The following is a 23,313-nucleotide window of genomic DNA, read 5'->3' as shown; positions in this document are numbered from 1 at the left end:
CCATGTGACCCAGTCGGCCGTGCCCATGTGAACCAGTCGGCCGTGCCCATGTGACCCAGTTCGGCCAATGCCTGTGTGACCCAGTTCGGCCAATGCCTGTGTGACCGAGTTTGGCCGAGCCCATGTTGCCGAGGCCATGGGGTCCAGGCCCACGGGGTGCCCCCCGGGCGACTCCGTCCGCCGCGGGAGGGCCCTCTACGCGGCCTATCCCGCCAGCGCCACGTTCGAGCCCGTCACGCCGATCGCCACGCCGTCCTCGCGGGCCTCGATCTTGTCCAGTTTCATGCCTGCCGGGAGGCCGCCGATCTCGCGGTCGAAGTCGGTGCGCTTGCGGATCAGGGACTCCAGGCCGGGAATGCCCTCGCCCGGGACCTCGTCGGCGCGGACCCGGATCGTGTCCCCGCCGACCAGCGTCACCGAGGAGAGGACGCTGCGCGTGATCGTGCGGCCCAGGACCTTGACCCCGCCGGTGACCTTCACCTTGCCGTCGCCGCCGTAGGCGATCTTCACGTCGCGGTCGGCGGCGGCCGTCAGGTCCGCGTACGAGATCAGAGCCGTGCCGGTCACGGTGCCCGCGCGGGCGCTCGTGAAGGCGTCGTTCACCGTCACGTCCCGCAGCGCGGCGGTCATCTCGCTGATCCGGATCTTCCGGTCGCCGGCCGTCGCCTCGACGCCGGTCAGCACCACGTCGACCTCGTCGAGGCGCTTGTCCATGACCTGGGTCAGGAAGGGGAAGCCCTTGATGTCAACCTCCGTCGAGCCGGCCCGCGCGGGGCCCAGGCGCACCCGGTCGGCCGCCTCCGACTCGGCGTACGAGACCGCCAGACGGTCGGCGCCCACGAAGATCCCGCCGAGCACGACGGCCACGATCAGCAAGATGCGCAGTGCTCGCACGGTCTGTTCGCCCCCACCCATGAATTGACTCCGGCCCCCGACACGAAGATCGACGTGTCGTGGGGCCGGATGGTTCCCGAACAGATGCCCAAGCGGGTCAGCCGAGCGCACGCCCGAGGAGGTAGACGGCGGGGGCGGCCAAGGTCAGCGGCAGGGCGACACCCGCGGTCATGTGCACGAAGCGGGAGGGGTAGTCGTAGCTCGCGACCCGCAGGCCGACCAGCGCGCACACCCCGGCCCCGAGGCCGAGTACGGCACCGGAGGTGCCCAGGTCGGTGAGGGCGCCGGCCGCGATGCCGGCGCCCGCGGCGGCCAGGAGCGCCACGACGACCGAGGCCGCTCCGGGCAGCGGGAGGGCGCGGGCCACGACGGCCGCGGCGACCGCGAGGCCGCCGACGACGACGGCGTCGGGCGCGGCGCCGAGGTGGCCGGTCGCGACGATCGTCAGCGCGGCCGAGGCGACCGTCGCCATCAGCCCGTACATCCGCTCGTCGGGGTCGGCGTGGCTGCGCAGCTGGAGGACGAGGGTGAGCAGCACCCAGACGCCGAGGGTGCCCATGATCGCGGCGGGCGCGTTCTCCCGGCCCGCGGCGAGCAGCACGACGTCGGCGGTCAGGCCGCCGGCGAAGGCGAGCGCGATGCCCTGCCGGGCCGGCCACATGCCGTTGAGCCGGAACCAGCCCGCGGCCGTGACGGCCTGGAGCAGGACGAGCGGGACGAGCAGCCCGTAGGTGCCGAGGGCGGCGCCGCCGGCGAGCAGGATGCCGAGACCGGCGGTGAGCAGGGCCGGCTGGAGGCCGGGCGCGATGATCGGCGACCGGCCCTCCGCCCGGGCGCGCTGGGCGTCGGTGAGGCGGGTGTGGCCGGAGGTGGTGGGCGAGGACCATGGGGGTGCGGAATCCGGCGTGGACTCGGCCATGGCAGCGGCGGGCGTCACCGGGGCGGCCGCGGGCGTCTCGTCCGGCAGCGGGTACGCCGCCTCGGCGGCCGGCTGCGGCGGCAGGTACGCCGTGTCGGCCGCGAGCGGCTGGAGCACCGGCTGGTACTGCGTGTCCCAGGTCTGGCCCTCCCACGTCTGTGTGACGTGCGGGTCCTCGTACCCGGGCGACTGCTGCCCGTACTGCTGCTGGTGCTGGTACTGCCCGGCGTACGGGTCGTACGGGCCTTGCGGCTCGTACGGCTGCTGCTGATCGCTGCTCATGCTGTGCGGTTCACCCTCCTGCGAACGGCGGGAGCACCTCGACCGTGCCGCCCTCGGCAAGGCGTACGGTCTCATGTGCGCGGGTTCCGACGGGGTCTCCGTCGACGAGGAACGAACACCGCTGGAGTACGCGGACCAGTTCGCCCGGGTGCTTCGCGCGGGCGGCGTCGAGCGCCTCGGCCAGCGTCTCGGCGGTGTACGGCTCCTCGGCGACACCGGCGGCGGCCTTGGCCGCGGCCCAGTAGCGGATGGTTCCCGCTGTCATGGCGGCGCTCCCTTCGTTCGTGTGCGCGCCGCTGTCCATGATGGGCTATCGGCGCGTGAGCCAGTCCCCAAGGCGGCGCAGCAGCTCCTCGCCCGCCGCGTTCTCCGCGTGCCCCATGCCGCGCTCCAGCCACAGCTCGCACCCGGCCGCCTCCGCCAGCGCCCGGGGGTGGTCGAGGGGGAAGTACGGGTCACGGTCGCCGTGCACGATCAGCAGCGGGGTCGGGGCGATCAGCGGGGCCGCCTCGACGGGCGAGAGCGGTACGGGGTCCCAGTCCTGGTGGTGGATGCGTGTCCGCAGGCCGTAGCGGCCGACCAGGCGGCCCAGGGGGCGGGTGATCACCCAGTGGACGCGGCGCATCGGCGGCGTACCCCGGTAGTACCAGCGCGCGGGCGCGCTGACGGCCGCGACGGCGTCCGTGCGGGCGTCGGTGTCCCTGGCCAGGGCGGCGTGGCGCAGGACGATCGAGCCGCCCATGGAGAAGCCGAGGGTCGCCACGCGCGCGTGGCCGAGTGCACGGGCCCAGCGGACCGCCGCGGAGAGGTCGAGGACCTCCCGGTCGCCGACGGTGGAGCGGCCACCCGATCGGCCGTGTCCCCGGAAGGAGAAGGTAATGACGGCGGCGTACGCGGAGAGTGTGCGGGCGGCGCGGCGGACGGCGGGCCGGTCGGCCGAGCCCGTGAACCCGTGGGCCAGGACGACGGCGGTGTCGGTGACGCCCTGTGTACAGGGTTCGTAAACAGCTTCGATGCGGACACCGTCTTCGGTGAGCAAAGTGGCACGCTGGAAGCCGGATGTGGTCGAGGAGACATCCACGATGTGAAATCGGCCCTCTGCCTCGGAACTCATGTGGGCTATTGTGCTTGGCAGAGGATCCGGGCGACGCAGCCCCCGGGTCCTTTTGCGTTTTCCGACCGTTGTTACGGACGGATGAACAAAAGCTCTCAGGGCGCGAGGGCGATCAGTGAGACCGCAGTGAGCAAGTGCCGCAGTAGTCCTCGCAGGGACCGAGGAGGAACCGACGTCATGGACGAGCGAACCGAGCACGACCGACCGACGACCCAGGCGACCCAGCCGACCCCGTGGGCCATCCGGGCAGGTGGGGTGCGATGAGTTCACTGCTGCTCCTCACCAACGCCCTCCAGCCGTCGACCGAGGTGCTTCCCGCGCTCGGCCTGCTGCTGCACAACGTGCGGGTCGCCCCCGCCGAGGGCCCCGCCCTGGTGGACACCCCCGGCGCGGACGTGATCCTGGTCGACGGCCGGCGCGACCTGCCGCAGGTCCGCAGCCTCTGTCAGCTGCTGCGCTCCACCGGGCCCGGGTGCCCGCTGATCCTCGTCGTCACGGAGGGCGGCCTCGCGGCCGTCACGGCCGACTGGGGCATCGACGACGTGCTGCTCGACACCGCCGGACCGGCCGAGGTCGAGGCGCGGCTGCGGCTCGCGATGGGCCGGCAGCAGATCGTGTCCGACGACTCCCCGATGGAGATCCGCAACGGCGATCTCTCGGTGGACGAGGCGACGTACAGCGCCAAGCTCAAGGGCCGGGTCCTGGACCTGACCTTCAAGGAGTTCGAGCTCCTGAAGTACCTCGCCCAGCACCCGGGCCGGGTCTTCACCCGCGCCCAGCTCCTCCAGGAGGTCTGGGGGTACGACTACTTCGGTGGCACCCGTACGGTCGACGTCCACGTACGGCGACTTCGCGCCAAGCTCGGACCCGAGCACGAGTCGCTGATCGGCACCGTCCGTAACGTCGGCTACCGCTTCGTCACGCCGGAGAAGGTGGAGCGGGCGGCCGAGGAGGCGCGGGCGAAGGAAGAGGCCCGGGTCAAGGCCACCGCGCGCGATGTCACCCCCTCGGAGGACAGGAACGTGTCGCAGGCCACAGTGCGACCTGCCGGTAGGTAGGTCACCCCGCGTAGACTGCCGCGCGTGGCCAAGGTGACGCGGGATGACGTAGCGCGACTGGCGGGGACTTCGACCGCGGTCGTGAGTTACGTCATCAACAACGGACCCCGGCCGGTCGCCCCGGCCACGCGCGAGCGTGTCCTCGCAGCCATCAAGGAGCTGGGCTACCGCCCCGACCGGGTGGCCCAGGCGATGGCCTCCCGCCGTACGGACCTCATAGGCATGATCGTCCCCGACGCGCGCCAGCCGTTCTTCGGGGAGATGGCCCACGCGGTCGAACAGGCCGCCGCCGAGCGCGGCAAGATGGTCCTCGTCGGCAATTCGGACTACCGCGACGAGCGCGAGGTCCACTACCTCCGCGCCTTCCTCGGGATGCGGGTCTCCGGGCTGATCCTGGTCAGCCAGGGCATGAGCGAGCGGGCCGCGAGCGAGATCGAGGCCTGGGACGCGCGCGTGGTGCTGCTGCACGAGCGGCCCGAGGCGCTGGACGACGTGGCCGTCGTCACGGACGACATCGGCGGCGCGCAGCTCGCCACCCGGCACCTCCTGGAGCACGGGCACCCGTATGTGGCGTGTCTGGGCGGTGTCCCGAACACCCCGGCGGTCGGCGACCCGGTCGCGGACCACGAGGAGGGCTGGCGGCGGGCCATGCTGGAGGCCGGCCACTCGATCGAGGGACGGCTCTTCCAGGCTCCGTACAACCGCTACGACGCGTACCAGGTCGCGCTGAAGCTGCTCTCGGGCCCGGACCGGCCGCCGGCGATCTTCTGCTCGACCGACGACCAGGCCTTCGGTGTGCTGCGGGCGGCGCGTGAGCTGCGGATCGACGTGCCGACGGAGCTGGCGGTCGCGGGCTTCGACGACGTGAAGGAGGCGGCACTCACGGACCCGCCGCTGACGACGGTCTCCTCGGACCGCCCGGCGATGGCCCGGGCGGCGGTGGATCTCGTCCTCGACGACTCGCTGCGGGTGGCGGGCTCCAAGCGCGAGCGGGTGAAGCAGTTCCCCTCCGCCCTGGTGGTCCGCCGCTCCTGCGGCTGCGACGGCGGCTGACCCCACCCCCACCCGACAAGGCCCCTCGGGGCCTTTATTTCGGGCATACAGGGTTCTGTCGGGCTTCTCAGGTCGTCCTCAGCGTGTTCTCATCTACGGCTCCGAGAGTCGTAGCCATGACGGACTTCCAGCAGCAGCCGCAGCCGTACTACCCGCCGCGTCCCCCGTACGACCCCACGCAGCCGGTCACGACCGACCCGGGTACGACGATCTGGCCGTCCGGCGCCCACGTGCCTCCCACCCCCGTCACTCCCCCGCCCGCGGCCGCCCCCCTGCCGCGCCGCAGGGCCAAGCGGGGCGTCGGGCTCCTCGCGGCGGTGGCGATCGCCGCGGCGGCCGTGGGCGGCGGCACCGCGACGCTGGTCCAGCAGCTGACCGCGGACGCCACGCCCACCGCGACCGGCGTCAGCGGCACGAACGTCTCCGCGAGCAGCAAGGGCACGGTCGCCGGGGTGGCCGAGGCCGTCTCGCCGTCGATCGTGGAGATCTCCGCGACCTCGGCCTCCGGCAAGTCCACCGGCTCCGGCGTGATCATCACGGGCGACGGCGAGATCGTCACCAACAACCACGTGATCTCCGGCGCCTCCTCGATCGGCGTGCAGCTGTCGAACGGCAGGACCTACCAGGCGAAGGTCGTCGGCACGGACCCCGACAAGGACCTCGCGCTGATCAAGCTGGAGGGCGCGTCGGGGCTGAAGGCGGCCACCCTCGGCAACTCCGACAACGTGAAGGTCGGCGACGAGGTCGTCGCGATCGGCTCGCCCGAGGGCCTGACCGGCACGGTCACCAGCGGCATCGTCTCCGCCCTCGACCGCGACGTCACGGTCGCCAAGGACGACGGCCAGGACCAGCAGCCGCGGTACGACCCGCGCCAGGGCTGGCCCTTCGAGTTCGGCGGGCAGGAGTTCAACGGGGACACGGGCTCGTCGAAGACGACGTACAAGGCGCTCCAGACGGACGCCTCGCTCAACCCGGGGAATTCCGGCGGCGCGCTGATCAATATGAACGGCGAGATCATCGGGATCAATTCCGCCATGTACGCACCGAGTTCTTCGAACGGTTCTTCGGCCGGCAGCGTCGGCCTCGGATTCGCGATTCCGGTGAACACCCTCAAGGCCGACCTGGACTCCCTCCGCGACGGCGGTTCGAACTGAACGCGTGCGAGGCTGGCCCCATGACTGGCCCGGAGAACGCAGGCGACCGCATCCTCATCGTCGACGACGAGCCCGCCGTGCGCGAGGCGCTGCGCCGCAGCCTCGCGTTCGAGGGGTACGGGACGGAGGAGGCCGTCGACGGTGTCGACGCGCTCGCCCGCATGGAGTCGTACGCCCCCGATCTCGTCGTGCTCGACGTGCAGATGCCCCGGATGGACGGGCTGACGGCGGCGCGCCGGATCCGGGCGTCCGGCTCGACCGTGCCGATCCTGATGCTGACGGCGCGGGACACGGTCGGCGACCGGGTGACGGGGCTCGACGCGGGCGCCGACGACTATCTGGTGAAGCCCTTCGAACTGGACGAGCTGTTCGCCCGCATCCGGGCGCTGCTGCGCCGCAGCTCGTACGCGAGCGCCGCCGAGGCCCCGGCCGACGGCGGCGACGGCTTGCGCTTCGGCGATCTTCGGATGGACCTGGTGACCCGCGAGGTGACACGGGCGGGCCGGGCGGTGGAGCTGACGCGGACGGAGTTCACGCTCCTGGAGATGTTCCTGGCGCACCCGCGCCAGGTGCTGACCCGCGAGCAGATCCTGAAGGCGGTCTGGGGCTTCGACTTCGAACCGAGCTCGAACTCGCTCGACGTGTACGTGATGTATCTGCGGCGCAAGACGGAGGCGGGCGGCGAGCCGCGCCTGGTGCACACGGTGCGGGGCGTGGGGTACGTCCTGCGCGGCGGAGGTCCGGAGTGAGAGGTCCCCTGACGTGGTTCCGCTCACGGCCGCTGCGGTCGCGCCTGGCGCTGCTGACGGCGACGGCGGTCGCCGTGGCGGTGGCAGCGGTCTCGCTGGCCTGCTGGTTCGTGACGCGGGCGCAGCTGGAGGCGGAGCTGGACTCGTCGCTGCGCAGCAGCCGGCTCGACGCGGGCTCGGTGCAGACGCTGCTCGCGACCTGCCGGGAGCGGAGCGAGGCGCCGGTGCCGACGGCCGGCTCGTACACGGTGCAGATCATCCTGACGAACGGGACGGTCTGCTCGTCCGGGGCGTCCCCGGTGCCGGCGCAGGCGAGCGACCTGGCGGTGGCGCGCGGGGAGCTGTCGTACGTGCTGCACACGACGAAGGCCGACGACGGCACCGAGATGCGGGTGTACACCTACTCCGCGCAGCAGGGTCCGATCGGGCTCGGGGTGTCGGTGGCCCGGCCGCTGTCCGAGATCGACAACTCGATGGCCACGCTCGGCTGGGTCCTGCTCCTGGTCTCCGGGATCGGGGTCGTCGGCGCAGGGGCGGCCGGCCTGTGGGTGGCGCGGACCGGGCTCGAACCGGTGAACCGGCTGACGGGCGCGGTCGAGCACGTGGCCGCGACGGAGGACCTGACCGTCCGCATCCCGGCCGAGGGCGAGGACGAGATCGCCCGGCTCTCGCGCTCCTTCAACGCGATGACGGCCGCGCTCGCGGTCTCGCGGGACCGGCAGGCGCAGCTGATCGCGGACGCGGGCCATGAGCTGCGGACGCCGCTGACCTCGCTCCGTACCAACATCGAACTCCTCGCCCGCAGCGAGGAGACGGGACGCGCTCTGCCGCCCGAGGACCGGCGGGCGCTGATGGCGTCGGTGAAGGCGCAGATGACGGAGTTGGGGGCGCTCATCGGCGACCTCCAGGAGCTGGCGCGCCCGGACGCGGCGCAGCCGGGGCCGCTGGAGGTCGTACCGCTGCACACGATCCTGCGTTCCGCCCTGGACCGGGCGCGGCTGCGCGGTCCTGAGCTGACCTTCGTCACGGACCTGGCGCCCTGGTACGTCCGGGCGGAGCCGGCGGGGCTCGAGCGCGCGCTGGTGAACGTCCTGGACAACGCGGTGAAGTTCTCGCCGCGCGGGGGCACCGTCGAGGTGACCCTGATGCGCGGGGAGCTGACGGTCCGCGACCACGGCCCGGGCATCGCGCCGGAGGAACTCCCCCACGTCTTCGACCGCTTCTGGCGCTCCCCCTCGGCCCGCAGCCTGCCGGGCTCGGGCCTGGGTCTGTCGATCGTGGCCCGTACGGTCCAGCAGGCGGGCGGGACGGTGACGCTGGCGGCGGCGGAGGGCGGCGGCACGGCGGCGGTCCTGCGACTTCCGGGCGCGCCGACGCCCCCGCCGTCAGTTGTGGCGGATGAGGGACTCGACCAGGCCTGAGCGGGTGTTGGGGTAGTCCATCGGGACGATGCCGAGGCCCTTCCAGCTGTTCGCCGTACCGTCGAGGAAGCTGTGGACGCGCGGGTTGAGGTTGTCGGAGTTCCAGCGCGGCGGCAGTGAGGCGGACGTGCTGACGAAGTTGATGTACAGCTTGCCGGGCTGCTCGACGGCCTTGCGGAAGTGCGCCTCGATCTTGGGGTACTTGGCGTTCGGGAGGGCGTTCCAGTCGTCCTGCATGGCGATGGCACCGCCGTCCCACCACTTCAGGCCGGGCAGGCCGCCGTTGTCCGCGATGAGGACGACCTTGCCGCGGGCCTCGCCGAGGGTGGGGACCGTGGCGCCGATGCGGATGAGGGAGCGCCAGCCGCGGTTGTCGAGGTAGTCGGTGAAGATCGCGCCGAAGGTGGCGTCGGAGTCCGACGAGTACTCCTGCTTGACCCGCATGAGGACGGTCTCGGAGGGGTGGGCGGCCAGGAAGTCACGGCAGGCGATGAGGACGTCGCCGAACATCATGTGCTGGTACGCGGCGCCGTGGTGGATGGCGAAGGAGCCGCCGGTGACCCGGCAGCGGATGTCGAGGAAGCGGATTCCGGCGGCGAGCTGCTGCGCGATGGTCGTGTTCTGGCACTCGGCCCAGGGGCCGCCGAAGCGGGCGCCGGAGTCGTGGGTGCCGGGGATGGTGAGCCGCTGGAGCGGGGTGGGGTCGCCGTGCCCGGCCATCCAGTCCTGGGTCGTGAGCGCCCGCGCGGGCGGGGCTCCGACCAGGAGGACGGCGCCGGCCGCCGCGGCGCCTGCGAGGAATCGTCGTCGGTCCATGGCCCGGAGTATGACGGGTACGCGTCAAACAGCACAGGGTGCGGGACCACACGGAAAAGGGGCGGCGGACCGTCGAAACGATCCGCCGCCCCCTCGAACAGGACTGCCTACGGGACTACTTCACGACCGTGATGCGGCCCGTCGCCGGCGGCGCCAGCGGGGCGCTCGCGGAGGAGTGGGCGCCCAGGTAGGCGGTGAACATGTCCAGGTCGGACGCGCCGACCAGCTTGTTCTTGTGCTCCTTCAGGACGGCGAAGCCGTCACCGCCACCGGCCAGGAACTCGTTCATCGCGACCCGGTAGGTCTTCGACGGGTCGATCGCCTCGCCGTTCAGCTTCACCGAGGACGTCACGATCCGGTCGGCGCCGGTCTTCGTCATGTCCAGGGTGTACGTGAAGCCCTTCGAGACCTGGAGGATCTTCGGAGCCGCCTGGTTCGAGCCGCTGACCTGCTGCTGGAGCGCGGTGATGAGCTGGGCGCCGGTCAGGTCGACCGCCGTCATCATGTTGGTGAACGGCTGGACCGTGTACGCCTCGCCGTACGTCACCACCCCTTCGCCCTCGCCGCCGGACGCCTTCTTGACCAGCGGTGCGCGCACGCCGCCCGGGTTCATCAGCGCCAGCTGCGCGCCGCCCTTGTCGGCCGGGGCCATGCCCTCCAGCTGCGCGTCGGCGATCAGGTTGCCCAGCGGCTTCTCGTACGCGTCGAGCGGGTTGTCGATGTCGTCGGAGATGTAGCCGACGGGACGGCTCGCGATCGGGGCGGCGAGCGTCTTCCAGCGGTCGATCAGCCGGGTCATGTCCTCGGCCTTCGGCACGTCACGGGTGACGACGTGGTTCGCGGAGGTGACGGCCGTGCGGACGATGTCCTTCGAGCGACGGTCGTACGTCAGCGTCGTGTCCGTGTACAGCTTGCCGAACGAGGCCGCCGAGGTCACCGTGCGCGGCTTGCCGGACGGGTCCGGGATGGTGCACGCGTACGCCTGGTGCGTGTGGCCGGTCACCAGCGCGTCGACCTGCGGGCTGACGTTCTTGGCGATGTCGACGATCGGGCCGGAGATGCCGTCACCGGGGCCCGGGCTGTCGCAGTCGTAGTTGTACGCGCCCGAGGCCGGCGCGCCGCCCTCGTGGAGCAGGGCGACGATCGACTTCACGCCCTTGCGCTCCAGGACCTTGGTCCACTTGTTGATCGTCTCGACCTCGTCGCCGAACTTCAGGCCCTTGATGCCCTCGGCGGAGACGATGTCGGCGGTGCCCTCCAGGGTGACGCCGATGAAGCCGACCTTGACGCCGTTGCGCTCCCAGATGAAGTACGGGTCGAGGATCGGGCGGCCGGTCTTCTCGTTCGTCACGTTGGCCGCGAGGTAGGGGAACTGCGCCCCCTCGAACCGCTTGCCCTCCTCGAAGCAGCCCTCGGTCGGGTGGCAGCCGCCGTTCTGGATGCGGGCCAGCTCGCGCGCGCCCTCGTCGAACTCGTGGTTGCCGACCGAGCTCACGTCGAGCTTCAGCTTGTTCAGCGCCTCGATGGTCGGCTCGTCGTGGAAGAGCCCCGAGACCAGCGGAGAGGCGCCGATCATGTCGCCCGCGGCGGCGGTGACGGAGTACGGGTTGCCCTGACGGGCCTGACGCAGGTGCGTGGCGAGGTACTCGACGCCGCCGACGCCCTCGATGGTCTTCGTCGTGCCGTCCTCGTTGCGGTGGGTGACCCGGCCGGCCGAGCCCGTCGGCGGCTCCAGGTTCCCGTGCAGGTCGTTGAAGGAGAGGAGCTGCACGTCGACGTAGCGCCCGTAGCCGTGGCCGGGGCCCTGACCGGCGCGGTCGTCCTTGGTCCCCGAGGCGCCCGCGGGCAGCGCGGCCACGAACGCGCCGATGGTGGCGAGCCCCGCGCCGACGGCGAGTATCCGCCCTGCTGTCCTCTTCTTCTTCGGTGTCGCTCCCATTGCTCCCCTTGTCCCCGCGCCCTGTCGCCCGGCGCCACTCGACTGCTCGTTCGGCTGGTATCCAGCCAGCGCAGCCTAGAGTCAACGCGCGTAGCGCAACAGGGGGTACCGGGTTACAACTAGGTTGATTCCGTAGGCTCGGGAACATGACTCCTGACGCGGCACCGGCCCTCGAACCCGGCCGGCAGATCCACACTCTCGACGAGCTCTCGCCCGAGCAGGTGACCGACGTCCTCGACCTGCTGGAGGCGGCCGACCGCGCCGACGGCGTCCACGCCGTGTCCGAGCAGGGGCGGCTCTATCTCCGGCACGGCAGGCGCGAGGGCGTACGGCACTTCCTGCTCACCGTCGGCCCGCACCTCTACGGCTACGCCCAACTGGAGGACACCGACCCCGTGGAGGCCCCGGCCGCCGAGCTCGTCGTCCACCCCTCGCACCGCGGCCGGGGGCACGGGCGGGCGCTCGGCACCACGCTGCTCGCCGCCTCGGGCAAGCGGCTGCGGGTGTGGGCGCACGGCGGCAAGTCCGCCGCCCGGCACCTGGCCCAGGTCCTCGGCCTGACCCTCTTCCGCGAACTGCGCCAGCTCCGCCGGCCCCTGGTCCCGCTCGACATCCCCGAGCCGGTGCTGCCCGAGGGCGTCACCGTCCGCACCTTCGTGCCGGGCCAGGACGACGAGGCGTGGCTGGCCGTCAACGCGGCGGCCTTCGCCCACCATCCGGAGCAGGGCTCGCTCACCCAGCGGGACCTCGACGACCGGACGGCGGAGCCCTGGTTCGACCCCAAGGGCTTCTTCCTCGCGGAGAGGGAGGGCCGGCTGATCGGCTTCCACTGGACCAAGACCCACGCGGAGGAGCAGCTCGGCGAGGTGTACGTGCTCGGGATCCTGCCCGACGCGCAGGGCGGCGGCCTCGGCAAGGCCCTCACGGCGATCGGCCTGCGCCACCTGGCGGCACAGGGGCTGCCGACGGCGAGCCTGTACGTGGACGGGGACAACTCGGCGGCGCTGCGGGTGTACGAGGGGATGGGCTTCGTCACGCACGAGGTGGACCTGATGTACCGCACGGAGTCCTGAACGAGGCGGTGGAAGGGGGCGGTTGCCACCTCGGGCCGCGGTGGACACCTGCGGGCCGGGTTGACACCGCCCCTCCCTTGCACCACCCTTTCACTACTTGATTAGTGAAAGGGTGGTGAAGAAGAGCGTGCTCGAATACCGGATCGACCGGCGCAGCGGGGTCGCCACCTACCTCCAGATCGTCCAGCAGACCCAACAGGCCCTCCGTATGGGCCTGTTGGTCCCCGGCGACCAGCTGCCCACGGCGCGCGAGGTGGTCGAGGCGACGGCCATCAACCCGAACACGGTCCTCAAGGCCTACCGCGAGCTGGAGCGCGCCGGCCTCGTCGAGGCCCGCCGGGGACTTGGCACCTTCGTCCGCGCGACGCTCGGAGCCGCCCCCGCCGAGTCGCCCCTGCGCGGCGAACTCGCCGACTGGGCGCGGCGGGCCCGCGCGGAGGGCCTGGAGCGCGAGGACGTGGCCGCGCTCTTCACATCCGTACTGAAGGAATTCTTCGAGGGGGACGCATGACCGGTGGTACGGCCCTGAGCACCGAGGGCCTCGGCAAGCGGTACGGAGGGCGGGCCGGCGGCCGCTGGGCCCTGCGGGAGTGCACGTTCGCGCTCCCCACCGGCCGGGTCTGCGCGCTCGTCGGCCCCAACGGCGCGGGCAAGTCCACCCTCCTGGCCCTGACGGCGGGCCTGCTCAGGCCCACCGAGGGCACGATCCGGACCCCTGCCCGCGAGGACCTCGCGTACGTCGCCCAGGACAAGCCGCTCTACCCGCAGCTCACGGTCGCCGAGACGCTCCGGATGGGCCGCGAGCTCAACCCGGGCCGCTGGGACGACTCGATCGCGCAACGCGTCGTCGAGGCGGGCCCCCTGGACCCGGGAGCCCGGATCCGCTCCCTCTCCGGCGGCCAGCGCACCCGCGTGGCCCTCGCCCTGGCCCTGGGCAAGCGGCCGGAACTCCTGCTCCTGGACGAGCCGATGGCCGACCTCGACCCGCTGGCCCGCCACGAGCTCATGGGCGTCCTGATGGCCGACGCGGCCGAGCGCGGCACGACCGTCGTCATGTCCTCGCACATCCTCACCGAGCTGGAGGGCGCCTGCGACCACCTGGTCCTCGTCGACGACGGCCGCGTCCGCCTCGACGGCCCGATCGAGGAGCTGCTCGCCGCGCACGTACTCCTGCGTGGCCCGGTCGCCGACCTCGCCCCGCACACGGTCGTCGACGCCCGCACGACGGGCCGCCAGCTCACCGCCCTGGTCCGCCGCGAGGGCCGCGTCGAGGGCCCGTGGGAAACCACCCGGCCCACCCTGGAGGACCTCCTCCTCGCCCACCTCCGCGCCGCGAAAACCCCCGAAGGAGCCTCCGCGTGACCACGACCAGCCTGAAGGGCCCGTACTGGGTGACGGCCCGCCAGCACCGGAGAGCGCTGTGGGTCGGGCTCGCCCTCGCGGCGATGGCGGTGACGGCGCTCGTCACCTCCCGCCTGTGGTCGGACAGCGTGGTGGAAGCGCTGCGCGCGGCCGGCTGCGCCGTCGGCAGCACGGACCGCTCCTGCTTCCAGCCCGAGCGCGAGTACTGGGACGGCATGTGGATGTCCCGGCACCTCATCGAGTACACGGCACTCGGCATGCTCGTCCTGCCGGGACTGGTCGGCGCGTTCGTCGCGGGCCCGATGCTGGCCCGGGAGCTGGAGTCCGGGACGTACAAACTGGCGTGGACGCAGTCCGTCAGCCCGGCACGCTGGCTCGTGGCCAAACTGACCGTGCCCACCGCGCTCGTCGTCGCGGTCGTCCCGCCGCTGAGCCTGCTCTTCTCCTGGGCCTGGCGGACGGGCCCCGCCAACGACTACCCCACGTACTGGTACGACCCGAACGTCTTCGCCTCGCACGGCGTCGTGCCGCTGGCACACACCGTCCTGGGGCTGGCCGTCGGCACCGCCGTCGGTCTGCTCCTGCGCCGCACCGTCGTCGCGATGGCCGTCGCGGCAATGGTCACCGGGCTGGCGCTGGCGGCCCTGGCCTGGGTGCGGCCGGACCTCTGGCCCATCGAGACCATGACCGGCCGCGAACTGTCACTCCGAGTGTCCGACGCCTGGGTCCTGGAGAACGGGATGGTCACCGCCTCCGGTGAACGCCTCGGGTGGGACGCCTGCCAGACCTCCTCAGGGGACCGCCGTGCGTGCATGATCGGGCGCGGCGGCGTCGCCGACTACTTCGACTTCCACCCCTCCACCCACTTCTGGCCCCTCCAGCTGGTCGAGACCGGCATCTGCCTCGCCCTCGCCGCCCTCGCCCTCCTCGCCGCCTTCCGCATCCTGCGCACCCGGCACGGGTAGCCGCTCCAAGGCGCCGCGTACCCCGTAGCCAGGAGGCACCCCGGAGCCGTACCGTACGGATTCGGCCAGGGAAAACCGGCCGGTGGGGCCCTCCAGGGGCCCCGCCCCCGATTCCTGTACGTCATGTCACCGTCACCGGCCATTCAGCTGCGCTTGCGACGCTCACGCAATGAAGCCCGCCGTGCCTCCCCCCGCCCAGGCGCTCCCGAAAGGGAGACTGCCCGCGCCCACGGCCCGCTCCGACGCGCCCGACCAGCCGTTCGCGCGGAAGAATGGGGCCATGAGCAAGCAGCCCGCCGAGGTCCCGGTCCAGCCGTCCGCCACGCCGTCCGCGAAGAACGCCAAGGCGTCCGCCAGGACGTCCGGGAAGAAGCCCGCGAGCAGCGCCGACATCGGCGCCGCCGGCAACGGCGAACCGGCCACGCAGCCGACCGTCGGCTCCATCGCCGCACACCGCCCGCACACGGTCAACACCACCGGTCACGGCTCCGACCTCGACCCCGACCTGGACGCCGACCTCGACGGCTACGAGGACGACGGCGCCTCCGGCGAACTCCCCCAGGGCCGCTTCCTCGACCGCGAGCGCAGCTGGCTCGCGTTCAACGAGCGCGTCCTCGAACTCGCCGAGGACCCCAACACGCCCCTCCTCGAACGGGCCAACTTCCTCGCGATCTTCGCGTCGAACCTCGACGAGTTCTTCATGGTCCGCGTCGCCGGTCTCAAGCGCCGCATCGCCACCGGCGTCGCCACCCGCTCCGCCTCCGGCCTCCAGCCCCGCGAGGTCCTGGAACTCATCTGGACCCGCTCGCGCGAACTCATGGCCCGGCACGCCGCCTGCTACCAGCAGGACGTCGCCCCCGCCCTCGCCGACGAGGGCATCCACCTCATCCGCTGGCCCGAGCTGACCGAGAAGGAGCAGGCGCGCCTCTTCACCCTCTTCCGCCAGCAGATCTTCCCGGTCCTCACCCCGCTCGCCGTGGACCCCGCGCACCCCTTCCCGTACATCTCCGGCCTCTCCCTGAACCTGGCCGTCGTCGTACGCAACCCGGTCAGCGGCCACCGCCACTTCGCCCGCGTCAAGGTGCCCCCGCTGCTCTCCCGCTTCCTGGAGGCCTCCCCGCAGCGCTACGTCCCGCTGGAGGACGTCATCGCGGCGCACCTGGAGGAGCTCTTCCCCGGCATGGAGGTGCTGGCCCACCACATGTTCCGGGTGACCCGGAACGAGGACCTGGAGGTCGAGGAGGACGACGCCGAGAACCTGCTCCAGGCCCTGGAGAAGGAGCTCCTGCGCCGCCGCTTCGGCCCGCCGGTCCGCCTGGAGGTCGAGGAGTCCATCGACCCGTACGTCCTCGACCTGCTCGTCCGCGAGCTGAAGGTCTCCGACGCCGAGGTCTACCCGCTGCCCGGCCCGCTCGACCTCACCGGCCTCTTCGGGATCGCCTCCCTCGACCGGCCCGAACTGAAGTACCCCAAGTTCGTCGCCGGCACCCACCGGGACCTGGCCGAGGTCGAGTCCGCCTCCGCGCCCGACATCTTCATGGCGCTGCGCGAACGGGACGTGCTCCTGCACCACCCGTACGACTCCTTCTCCACCTCCGTCCAGGCCTTCCTGGAGCAGGCGGCCGCCGACCCGGACGTCCTCGCGATCAAGCAGACGCTGTACCGGACCTCCGGCAAGTCGCCGATAGTCGACGCCCTGATCGACGCCGCCGAGAGCGGCAAGCAGGTCCTCGTCCTCGTCGAGATCAAGGCCCGCTTCGACGAGCAGGCCAACATCAAGTGGGCGCGCAAGCTGGAGGAGGCCGGCTGCCACGTCGTCTACGGCCTCGTCGGCCTGAAGACGCACTGCAAGCTGTCGCTCGTGGTCCGGCAGGAGGGCGACGTCCTGCGCCGGTACTCGCACGTCGGCACCGGCAACTACCACCCCAAGACGGCCCGGCTCTACGAGGACCTCGGCCTGCTCACCGCCGACCCGCAGGTCGGCGCCGACCTCTCCGACCTGTTCAACCGGCTCTCCGGCTACTCCCGCCGCGAGACCTACCGCCGCCTGCTCACCGCGCCGAAGTCGCTGCGCGACGGCCTCGTCTCCCGGATCCACAAGGAGATCGCCCACCACCGCGCGGGCCGGCCGGCGTACGTACGGATCAAGGTCAACTCGATGGTCGACGAAGCGATCATCGACGCCTGCTACCGGGCCTCGCAGGCAGGCGTCCCGGTCGACATCTGGGTCCGCGGCATCTGCGCGATCCGCCCCGGCGTCGCCGGCCTCTCCGAGAACGTCCGGGTCCGCTCGATCCTCGGCCGCTTCCTGGAGCACTCCCGGATCTTCGCCTTCGGCAACGGCGGCGAACCCGAGGTCTGGCTCGGCAGCGCCGACATGATGCACCGCAACCTCGACCGGCGCATCGAAGCCCTGGTCCGGGTCGCCGACCCCGCCCACCGGGCGGCCCTCACCCGGCTCCTGGAGACCGGAATGTCCGACACCACCTCCTCCTGGCACCTCGGCCCGGACGGGAACTGGACGCGGCACGCGACCGACCCCGAAGGCCAGCCGCTGCGGCACGTCCAGGAGATGCTCATCGACGCGCGGAGGCGCCGGCGTGCACAACCCTGACCACCTCTCGGCCACCGCGGGCGTCACGGCCGGAGAGGTTCTCTCCCCCTACCTCCAGGCGCGGGCCGGTGACTTCCTGCGCGCCCTGCGCCTGCACACGGAGGCCGGGGCGGACACGACCGGTGCGGAGGAGGCCGCCCGCGCGCTGCGGGCGGCCGCACGGCGCATCGGCGGAACGCTGCACACCTTCCGGCCGCTCCTGGACGCCCCCTGGGCCGACCAGCTGCGCACGGAGCTGGCCTGGCTCTCCGGGACGCTCGCCCTGGAGCACGCCTGCACGGCACGGCTCGTCCGACTGATGGACGCGCTGTCCCGCCTGTCGAGCGGCGGCGGCCCCGTCCCGGCGGCGCGGGGCGCGGAAAGCTCCGGCCTGACCGTCGGCGCCGCCCGGGCCGGCGCCCTCCTCGAACGCCAGCTCACCCTGGCCCGTACGCGCGCCCACTCGGCGGCCCTGCAGGCGCTGGGCTCCTCCCGCTTCCACGCGGTCGCGGACGCCGTCGCGCTGCTGGCCTCCGAGGTACCGCTGGGCCCCGCGGGGGCGGCCCAGGCGGTCGAGGTCCTCGACGCGCCGGCCGCGGTCGTCGAGCGCCGCCTGCTCGACGCGGTGGGCAGCCTGCCGCTGGCCCGCGCGGCCCACCCGTACAACGCCGAAGCCCTCGCCCTCGCGACCGGCGAGACCCAGGACGCGCCCTGGCACCAGACCCGCCTGCTGCTGCGGCTGCACCGGTACGCCTGCGAGGTGCTCCAGGGCGACGCCCCGCCGGACCCGGTCCTGGACGAGGCAGGCCGCGCCCTGAACCGCCACCGCGACGCCTCCGAGGCAGCCGCCGCGGCGGCCGGCGCCGCCCGCACCCCCCGGATCGCCCCGGCGACCGCGTACGCCCTGGGCGTCCTCCACGCAGACCAACGCCACGAGGTGGAAGCCGCCCGCTTCGCCTTCCAACACGCCTGGCACCACGCCACGGCACCGGTCCCGTGACCCAGCCGGTCCTCGCGGCGGGCTGCGTCCTGTGGCGCCCCGCCCCCTCGGGCCAGGGCATCGAGATCGCCCTGGTCCACAGGCCCAAGTACGACGACTGGTCGCACCCGAAAGGGAAGCTGAAGAGCGGAGAGTCGGCGGAGCAGTGCGCGCTGCGGGAGGTACGCGAGGAGACGGGCCAGTCCTGCGTCCTGGGCCCCCGCCTCCCCACGGCCCACTACCTCGCGAACGGCCGCCCGAAGGAGGTCACGTACTGGTCGGCCGAGGCCTCGGGCGGCACCTTCGTCCCGTCCCGGGAGATCGACCGCGTGGAGTGGCTGGAGCCGTCCCAGGCCCGCCACCGCCTGACCCAGCCGAGGGACAGAGACCTCCTGGACGCGCTCCTCTCGACCACCGGCTGACGCGGCACCCCAAGGGCCCGCACCCGGCCTTCCGGCACGGTTCACTTTCCGTTCACCCTCCCCCGTCGGCCGCTTCACCTGTTCTGCCTAATTTCGGCTGTACAAGGTGCACAAGCACAGCGCTGCACCCGAAACCCCGACACACGCCGCCGTAAAACGTTCAGGACACCCGGTCCGCGGGCTGGCGGCTTCTGGAAGGAACACCCGAAAGTGAAGCTTTCGCGCATGAACGGGCTTCGCGCCTCCGCGATCGGTGCCCTCGTCGTTTCTGGCGCCCTCGTCCTCTCGGCGTGTGGCTCGGATGACAACAGCGGCGCCACGCCGAACGGCGACAAGACCTCGGCTGCCGCGTCGAACATCAAGTGCGACGGCGCCAAGGGCCAGCTTCTCGCCGCGGGCTCCTCCGCGCAGAAGGGCGCGATGGACCTCTGGGTCAAGAACTTCCAGGCGGCCTGTGACGGCGTCGAGGTCAACTACCAGGCCATCGGCTCCGGCGGCGGTATCACCAAGTTCAACCAGGGCCAGGTCGCGTTCGCCGGCTCCGACTCCGCGCTGAAGGAGGAGGAGGTCGCCGAGTCCGCGAAGATCTGCAAGACCGGCAAGGGCGTCAACCTCCCGATGGTCGGTGGCCCCGTCGCCATCGGTTACAAGCTGGACGGCGTGGACAACCTGGTCCTGGACGCCTCCACCCTCGCCAAGATCTTCGACAACAAGATCACCAAGTGGAACGACCCGGCGATCGCCAAGCTGAACCCGGGCGCCAAGCTGCCCGACAGCAACATCCAGGCGTTCCACCGCTCCGACGAGTCGGGCACCACCCAGAACCTGGGTAAGTACCTCTCGACGGCCGCCCCGAACGACTGGAAGCACGACCCGAAGGCCAAGTCGTGGCCGGCCCAGGGTGGCCAGGCCGCCAACGGCTCCTCCGGTGTCGCCACCGCGGTAAAGGACGCCGAGGGCTCCATCGGCTACTTCGAGCTCTCCTACGCCACCGCCAACAAGATCTCCACGGTCAAGCTGAACACCGGCGCCTCCGCCCCGGTCGAGGCCACCTCGGAGAACGCCTCCAAGGCGATCGCCGCGGCCAAGATCAAGGGCACCGGCTCCGACATGGCGCTCTCCCTCGACTACGCCACCAAGGCCGAGGGCGCCTACCCGCTGATCCTCGTCACCTACGAGATCGCCTGCGACAAGGGCAACAAGGCGGAGACCCTGCCGACCCTGAAGGCGTTCCTCAACTACACCGTCTCCGAGGAGGGTCAGAAGATCCTCGCCGAGGCCGGTTACGCCCCGCTGCCGGCCGACATCGCGACCAAGGTCCGCGAGATCGTCCCCACCCTGTCCTGATCCCCGGCCGGGGCCGGTCCGCCACCCACACGGGACGGACCGGCACCGGCATCCGGTGCACCGCCGCCAGGAGCCGTACACACCTACGGCTCCGCAGACCGGAGAGACCAGATGGTTACGACAACACCAACGCCACGCATAGAAAAGGGGCGCGCCAAGGGCGCGACCCGCCCGGGAGACCGGGTCTTCCTCGGGCTGTCCCGAGGGTCCGGCATCACCCTTCTGGTGATCATGGCCGCGATCGCGGGCTTCCTCACCTATCGCGCCGTCCTCGCGATCTCCAAGGACTCCACGAACTTCTTCACCACCTTCGAGTGGAACCCGGCCGGCGCCCCGCCGGTGTTCGGCATCGCGGTCCTCGCCTTCGGCACGGTCGTCTCGTCGATCATCGCGATGGCCATCGCCGTCCCGGTCGCGATCGGTATCGCGCTCTTCATCTCGCACTACGCCCCGCGCAAGCTGGCCAAGCCGCTCGCGTACGTGGTCGACCTGCTCGCCGCCGTCCCCAGCATCATCTACGGCCTCTGGGGCGCGATCTTCCTGGTCCCGTACCTCGACGGCCTCAACAAGTGGCTCGACGAGTACTTCGGCTGGACGTACATCTTCGACAAGGCCAGCGACGGCGTCGCCCGCAACCTGTTCACCGTGGGCATCCTGCTGGCGATCATGATCCTTCCGATCATCACCAACGTGACCCGTGAGGTCTTCCTCCAGGTCCCGCAGATGCAGGAAGAGGCCGCCCTCGCCCTCGGCGCCACGCGCTGGGAGGTCATCCGGATGTCGGTCCTCCCCTTCGGCCGCTCGGGCATCATCTCCGCCTCGATGCTGGGCCTCGGCCGCGCGCTCGGCGAGACGATGGCCGTCGCCGTCGTCCTCTCGCCCAGCTTCGTCCTCTCGGGCCACCTGCTCGACCCGGGCGGCGGCACCTTCGCCCAGAACATCGCGGCGAAGTTCAACGAGGCCGACGCCTTCGGCCGTGACGCCCTGATCGCCTCCGGTCTGGTCCTCTTCGTCATCACCCTGCTGGTCAACGGCGCGGCCCGGTGGATCATCGGTCGCCGCAAGGAGTACTCGGGGGCCAACGCATGAGCCACAACGCCGTACAGGACCGTCCTCCCGTGACCGTCGCGGTGAAGCACGATCCGCTCAGCCACTCCCGGCTCCCCAGGTGGACCCCGTTGGCCACCGCCATAGGCTCGATCGCCGCGGCCGTCGGCCTCGGCCTCGCGGCCGGCTGGCACAGCCGCATCCAGTGGGGCCTGATCGCCGCGCTGTTCTTCGTCCTCGCGACGTACGCGATCACCTCCAAGGTCGAGGGCAAGCGTCAGGCCAAGGACCGGGTCGCCACCAGCCTCGTCTGGGTCTGCTTCATCCTGGCCGTCATCCCGCTGCTCTCCCTCGCCTGGGTCACGATCAGCAAGGGTCTTGAGGTCCTCGACGCGTACTTCCTCACCCACTCGATGAACGGCGTCCTCGACGCCGAGGCCGGCGGCGGTGTCTACCACGCGCTGCTCGGCACGATCGAGCAGGTCGGCATCGCGACGCTGATCGCCGCGCCGATCGGGCTGCTGACCGCGGTCTACCTCGTCGAGTACGGCGGCGGGAAGCTCGCCCAGGCCGTCACCTTCTTCGTCGACGTCATGACGGGCATCCCGTCGATCGTCGCGGGCCTCTTCATCCTCGCCACCTGGAATCTGATGCTGGGCTTCGGGCCCTCCGGATTCGCCGGCGCGATGGCCCTCGCGATCCTGATGATGCCGGTCGTCGTCCGCTCCACCGAGGAGATGCTCAAGCTCGTCCCGAACGAGCTGCGCGAGGCCTCCCTCGCGCTCGGCATCCCGAAGTGGCGCACGATCCTGAAGGTGGTCCTGCCCACCGCGATCGGCGGCATCACCACGGGCGTCATGCTCGCGGTCGCCCGCATCACCGGTGAGACGGCCCCCGTCCTGCTCCTCGTGTTCGGTACGAAGCTGATCAACCCCAACCCCTTCGAAGGCGCCCAGTCCTCGCTGCCGCTGTACGTGTACGAGCAGTACGCGGTCGGCACCGACGCCGCCGTGGCCCGTGCCTGGGCCGCCGCGCTCGTCCTGATCGCCTTCGTCATGATCCTCAACCTGGTGGCCCGCGGCATCGCCCGCTGGAAGGCCCCCAAGACCAGCCGCTGACCGCGGCTACCCTGGAAGTGAATTGATATGGCCAAGCGAATCGACGTCAGCGGCCTCTCCGCGTACTACGGCGCCCACAAGGCGATCGACGACATCTCGATGACCGTCGAGCCCCGCTCCGTGACGGCCTTCATCGGCCCCTCCGGCTGCGGCAAGTCCACGTTCCTCCGCACCCTGAACCGCATGCACGAGGTCACCCCCGGTGGCCGCGTCGAGGGCAAGGTCCTCCTGGACGACCAGGACCTGTACGGCGCCGGGGTCGACCCGGTCGCCGTGCGCCGCACGGTCGGCATGGTGTTCCAGCGCCCGAACCCGTTCCCCACCATGTCGATCTTCGACAACGTGGCGGCGGGCCTGCGGCTGAACGGCAGCTACAAGAAGAGCGAGCTCAACGAGATCGTCGAGCGCTCCCTCAAGGGCGCGAACCTCTGGAACGAGGTCAAGGACCGCCTGAACAAGCCGGGCTCCGGCCTCTCCGGCGGTCAGCAGCAGCGTCTGTGCATCGCCCGCGCGATCGCGGTCGAGCCCGACGTCCTGCTGATGGACGAGCCCTGCTCGGCCCTCGACCCGATCTCGACGCTCGCGATCGAGGACCTGATCGGCGAGCTGAAGGAGCGCTTCACGATCGTCATCGTGACGCACAACATGCAGCAGGCCGCCCGTGTCTCGGACCGCACGGCGTTCTTCAACCTGGCGGCCGTGGGCCAGCCGGGCAAGCTCATCGAGCTGGACGACACGGAGCGCATCTTCTCCAACCCGAGCGTCCAGGCGACCGAGGACTACATCTCCGGCCGCTTCGGATAAACAACTCCGGCCCGTGTGAACCCACCACCGGGGGCAACCACCAACGCCCCCGGCACAGGGTCACCACGGCTCCGGGTAACACGTCCGGCCCGTGTGAACCCACCACCAGGGGCAACCACCAACGCCCCCGGCACAGGGTCACCACGGCTCCGGGTAACACGTCCGGCCCGTGTGAACCCACCACCAGGGGCAACCACCAACGCG

The 23,313-nt window shown here is 71.5% G+C and carries 22 protein-coding genes; 16 read left to right on the top strand and 6 right to left on the bottom strand.

What is annotated here, in order from left to right; translation table 11 throughout:
- Nucleotides 1–204: 204 nt before the first annotated feature.
- The 4 genes from ACWF79_RS02565 to ACWF79_RS02550 all read right to left on the bottom strand — a co-directional run bounded on the left by ACWF79_RS02565 (nt 205) and on the right by ACWF79_RS02550 (nt 3,209).
- On the bottom strand, nt 205–894 hold the full coding sequence (locus ACWF79_RS02565) for an LmeA family phospholipid-binding protein (RefSeq protein WP_453726575.1): 690 nt from the start codon (nt 892–894) through the stop codon (nt 205–207).
- Between the two features lie 97 nt (nt 895–991).
- Nucleotides 992–2,095: a hypothetical protein gene (locus ACWF79_RS02560; protein ID WP_453726213.1), complete on the bottom strand. Its 1,104-nt coding sequence runs from the start codon at nt 2,093–2,095 to the stop codon at nt 992–994.
- 10 nt (nt 2,096–2,105) lie between these two features.
- The gene (locus ACWF79_RS02555) at nt 2,106–2,360 is read right to left on the bottom strand and encodes a MoaD/ThiS family protein (RefSeq protein WP_453726212.1); all 255 of its coding nucleotides are present in this window, start codon (nt 2,358–2,360) and stop codon (nt 2,106–2,108) included.
- Nucleotides 2,361–2,405: 45 nt separating this feature from the next.
- Nucleotides 2,406–3,209, bottom strand: a complete 804-nt coding sequence (locus ACWF79_RS02550; protein WP_453726211.1) for an alpha/beta hydrolase — start codon at nt 3,207–3,209, stop codon at nt 2,406–2,408.
- Between the two features lie 260 nt (nt 3,210–3,469).
- Between ACWF79_RS02550 and ACWF79_RS02545 the strand changes: the two genes are divergently transcribed.
- From ACWF79_RS02545 to ACWF79_RS02525, 5 genes are all read left to right on the top strand, one after another.
- Complete coding sequence (locus ACWF79_RS02545) at nt 3,470–4,267, top strand: response regulator transcription factor (protein WP_453726210.1); 798 nt, start codon at nt 3,470–3,472, stop codon at nt 4,265–4,267.
- Nucleotides 4,268–4,291: 24 nt separating this feature from the next.
- Nucleotides 4,292–5,320: a LacI family DNA-binding transcriptional regulator gene (locus tag ACWF79_RS02540; RefSeq protein ID WP_453726209.1), complete on the top strand. Its 1,029-nt coding sequence runs from the start codon at nt 4,292–4,294 to the stop codon at nt 5,318–5,320.
- Nucleotides 5,321–5,436: 116 nt separating this feature from the next.
- Nucleotides 5,437–6,474 (top strand): S1C family serine protease, encoded by a 1,038-nt coding sequence (locus ACWF79_RS02535; RefSeq protein WP_453726208.1) that lies wholly within the window; start codon nt 5,437–5,439, stop codon nt 6,472–6,474.
- Between the two features lie 20 nt (nt 6,475–6,494).
- On the top strand, nt 6,495–7,223 hold the full coding sequence (locus ACWF79_RS02530; RefSeq protein ID WP_453726207.1) for a response regulator transcription factor: 729 nt from the start codon (nt 6,495–6,497) through the stop codon (nt 7,221–7,223).
- A complete protein-coding gene (locus ACWF79_RS02525) occupies nt 7,220–8,644 on the top strand; it encodes a sensor histidine kinase (RefSeq protein ID WP_453726206.1) in 1,425 nt (474 codons plus the stop codon). The genes ACWF79_RS02530 and ACWF79_RS02525 overlap by 4 nt, the downstream gene beginning before the upstream one ends.
- Here ACWF79_RS02525 and ACWF79_RS02520 read toward each other — a convergent pair.
- Together ACWF79_RS02520 and ACWF79_RS02515 are read right to left on the bottom strand one after the other, a co-directional pair.
- A complete protein-coding gene (locus ACWF79_RS02520; protein ID WP_453726205.1) occupies nt 8,609–9,460 on the bottom strand; it encodes a phosphatidylinositol-specific phospholipase C in 852 nt (283 codons plus the stop codon). The two genes, ACWF79_RS02525 and ACWF79_RS02520, sit on opposite strands and share 36 nt — an antisense overlap.
- Before the next feature lie 115 nt (nt 9,461–9,575).
- Nucleotides 9,576–11,399 carry a bifunctional metallophosphatase/5'-nucleotidase gene (locus ACWF79_RS02515; RefSeq protein WP_453726204.1) on the bottom strand — a complete coding sequence of 608 codons (1,824 nt, stop codon included), beginning with the start codon at nt 11,397–11,399 and terminating at the stop codon, nt 9,576–9,578.
- A 146-nt stretch (nt 11,400–11,545) separates the two neighbouring features.
- On the opposite strand from ACWF79_RS02515, the gene mshD reads away from it, so the two are divergent.
- The 11 genes from mshD to pstB all read left to right on the top strand — a co-directional run bounded on the left by mshD (nt 11,546) and on the right by pstB (nt 23,109).
- Complete coding sequence (gene mshD, locus ACWF79_RS02510) at nt 11,546–12,472, top strand: mycothiol synthase (protein WP_453726203.1); 927 nt, start codon at nt 11,546–11,548, stop codon at nt 12,470–12,472.
- A 127-nt stretch (nt 12,473–12,599) separates the two neighbouring features.
- The gene (locus ACWF79_RS02505) at nt 12,600–12,983 is read left to right on the top strand and encodes a GntR family transcriptional regulator (protein WP_453726574.1); all 384 of its coding nucleotides are present in this window, start codon (nt 12,600–12,602) and stop codon (nt 12,981–12,983) included.
- A complete protein-coding gene (locus ACWF79_RS02500) occupies nt 12,980–13,834 on the top strand; it encodes an ABC transporter ATP-binding protein (RefSeq protein ID WP_453726202.1) in 855 nt (284 codons plus the stop codon). The genes ACWF79_RS02505 and ACWF79_RS02500 overlap by 4 nt, the downstream gene beginning before the upstream one ends.
- Complete coding sequence (locus tag ACWF79_RS02495; protein WP_453726201.1) at nt 13,831–14,799, top strand: hypothetical protein; 969 nt, start codon at nt 13,831–13,833, stop codon at nt 14,797–14,799. The genes ACWF79_RS02500 and ACWF79_RS02495 overlap by 4 nt, the downstream gene beginning before the upstream one ends.
- 280 nt (nt 14,800–15,079) lie before the next feature.
- Nucleotides 15,080–17,413: an RNA degradosome polyphosphate kinase gene (locus ACWF79_RS02490; protein WP_453726200.1), complete on the top strand. Its 2,334-nt coding sequence runs from the start codon at nt 15,080–15,082 to the stop codon at nt 17,411–17,413.
- Complete coding sequence (locus ACWF79_RS02485) at nt 17,400–18,392, top strand: CHAD domain-containing protein (protein WP_453726199.1); 993 nt, start codon at nt 17,400–17,402, stop codon at nt 18,390–18,392. The genes ACWF79_RS02490 and ACWF79_RS02485 overlap by 14 nt, the downstream gene beginning before the upstream one ends.
- A complete protein-coding gene (locus tag ACWF79_RS02480; protein WP_453726198.1) occupies nt 18,389–18,793 on the top strand; it encodes an NUDIX hydrolase in 405 nt (134 codons plus the stop codon). The genes ACWF79_RS02485 and ACWF79_RS02480 overlap by 4 nt, the downstream gene beginning before the upstream one ends.
- Nucleotides 18,794–19,003: 210 nt before the next feature.
- Complete coding sequence (pstS, locus tag ACWF79_RS02475; RefSeq protein WP_453726197.1) at nt 19,004–20,140, top strand: phosphate ABC transporter substrate-binding protein PstS; 1,137 nt, start codon at nt 19,004–19,006, stop codon at nt 20,138–20,140.
- Between the two features lie 111 nt (nt 20,141–20,251).
- Nucleotides 20,252–21,229, top strand: a complete 978-nt coding sequence (gene pstC / locus ACWF79_RS02470; protein WP_453726196.1) for a phosphate ABC transporter permease subunit PstC — start codon at nt 20,252–20,254, stop codon at nt 21,227–21,229.
- A complete protein-coding gene (gene pstA, locus ACWF79_RS02465; protein ID WP_453726195.1) occupies nt 21,226–22,305 on the top strand; it encodes a phosphate ABC transporter permease PstA in 1,080 nt (359 codons plus the stop codon). The genes pstC and pstA overlap by 4 nt, the downstream gene beginning before the upstream one ends.
- A 27-nt stretch (nt 22,306–22,332) precedes the next feature.
- The gene (gene pstB, locus ACWF79_RS02460; RefSeq protein ID WP_362007802.1) at nt 22,333–23,109 is read left to right on the top strand and encodes a phosphate ABC transporter ATP-binding protein PstB; all 777 of its coding nucleotides are present in this window, start codon (nt 22,333–22,335) and stop codon (nt 23,107–23,109) included.
- The last annotated feature ends 204 nt before the right edge of the window (nt 23,110–23,313 follow it).

This window comes from Streptomyces sp. NPDC054975, assembly GCF_053609105.1.
Note: the sequence above shows the minus strand (reverse complement) of the source record. Positions and strands in the feature narration are given on the sequence as shown.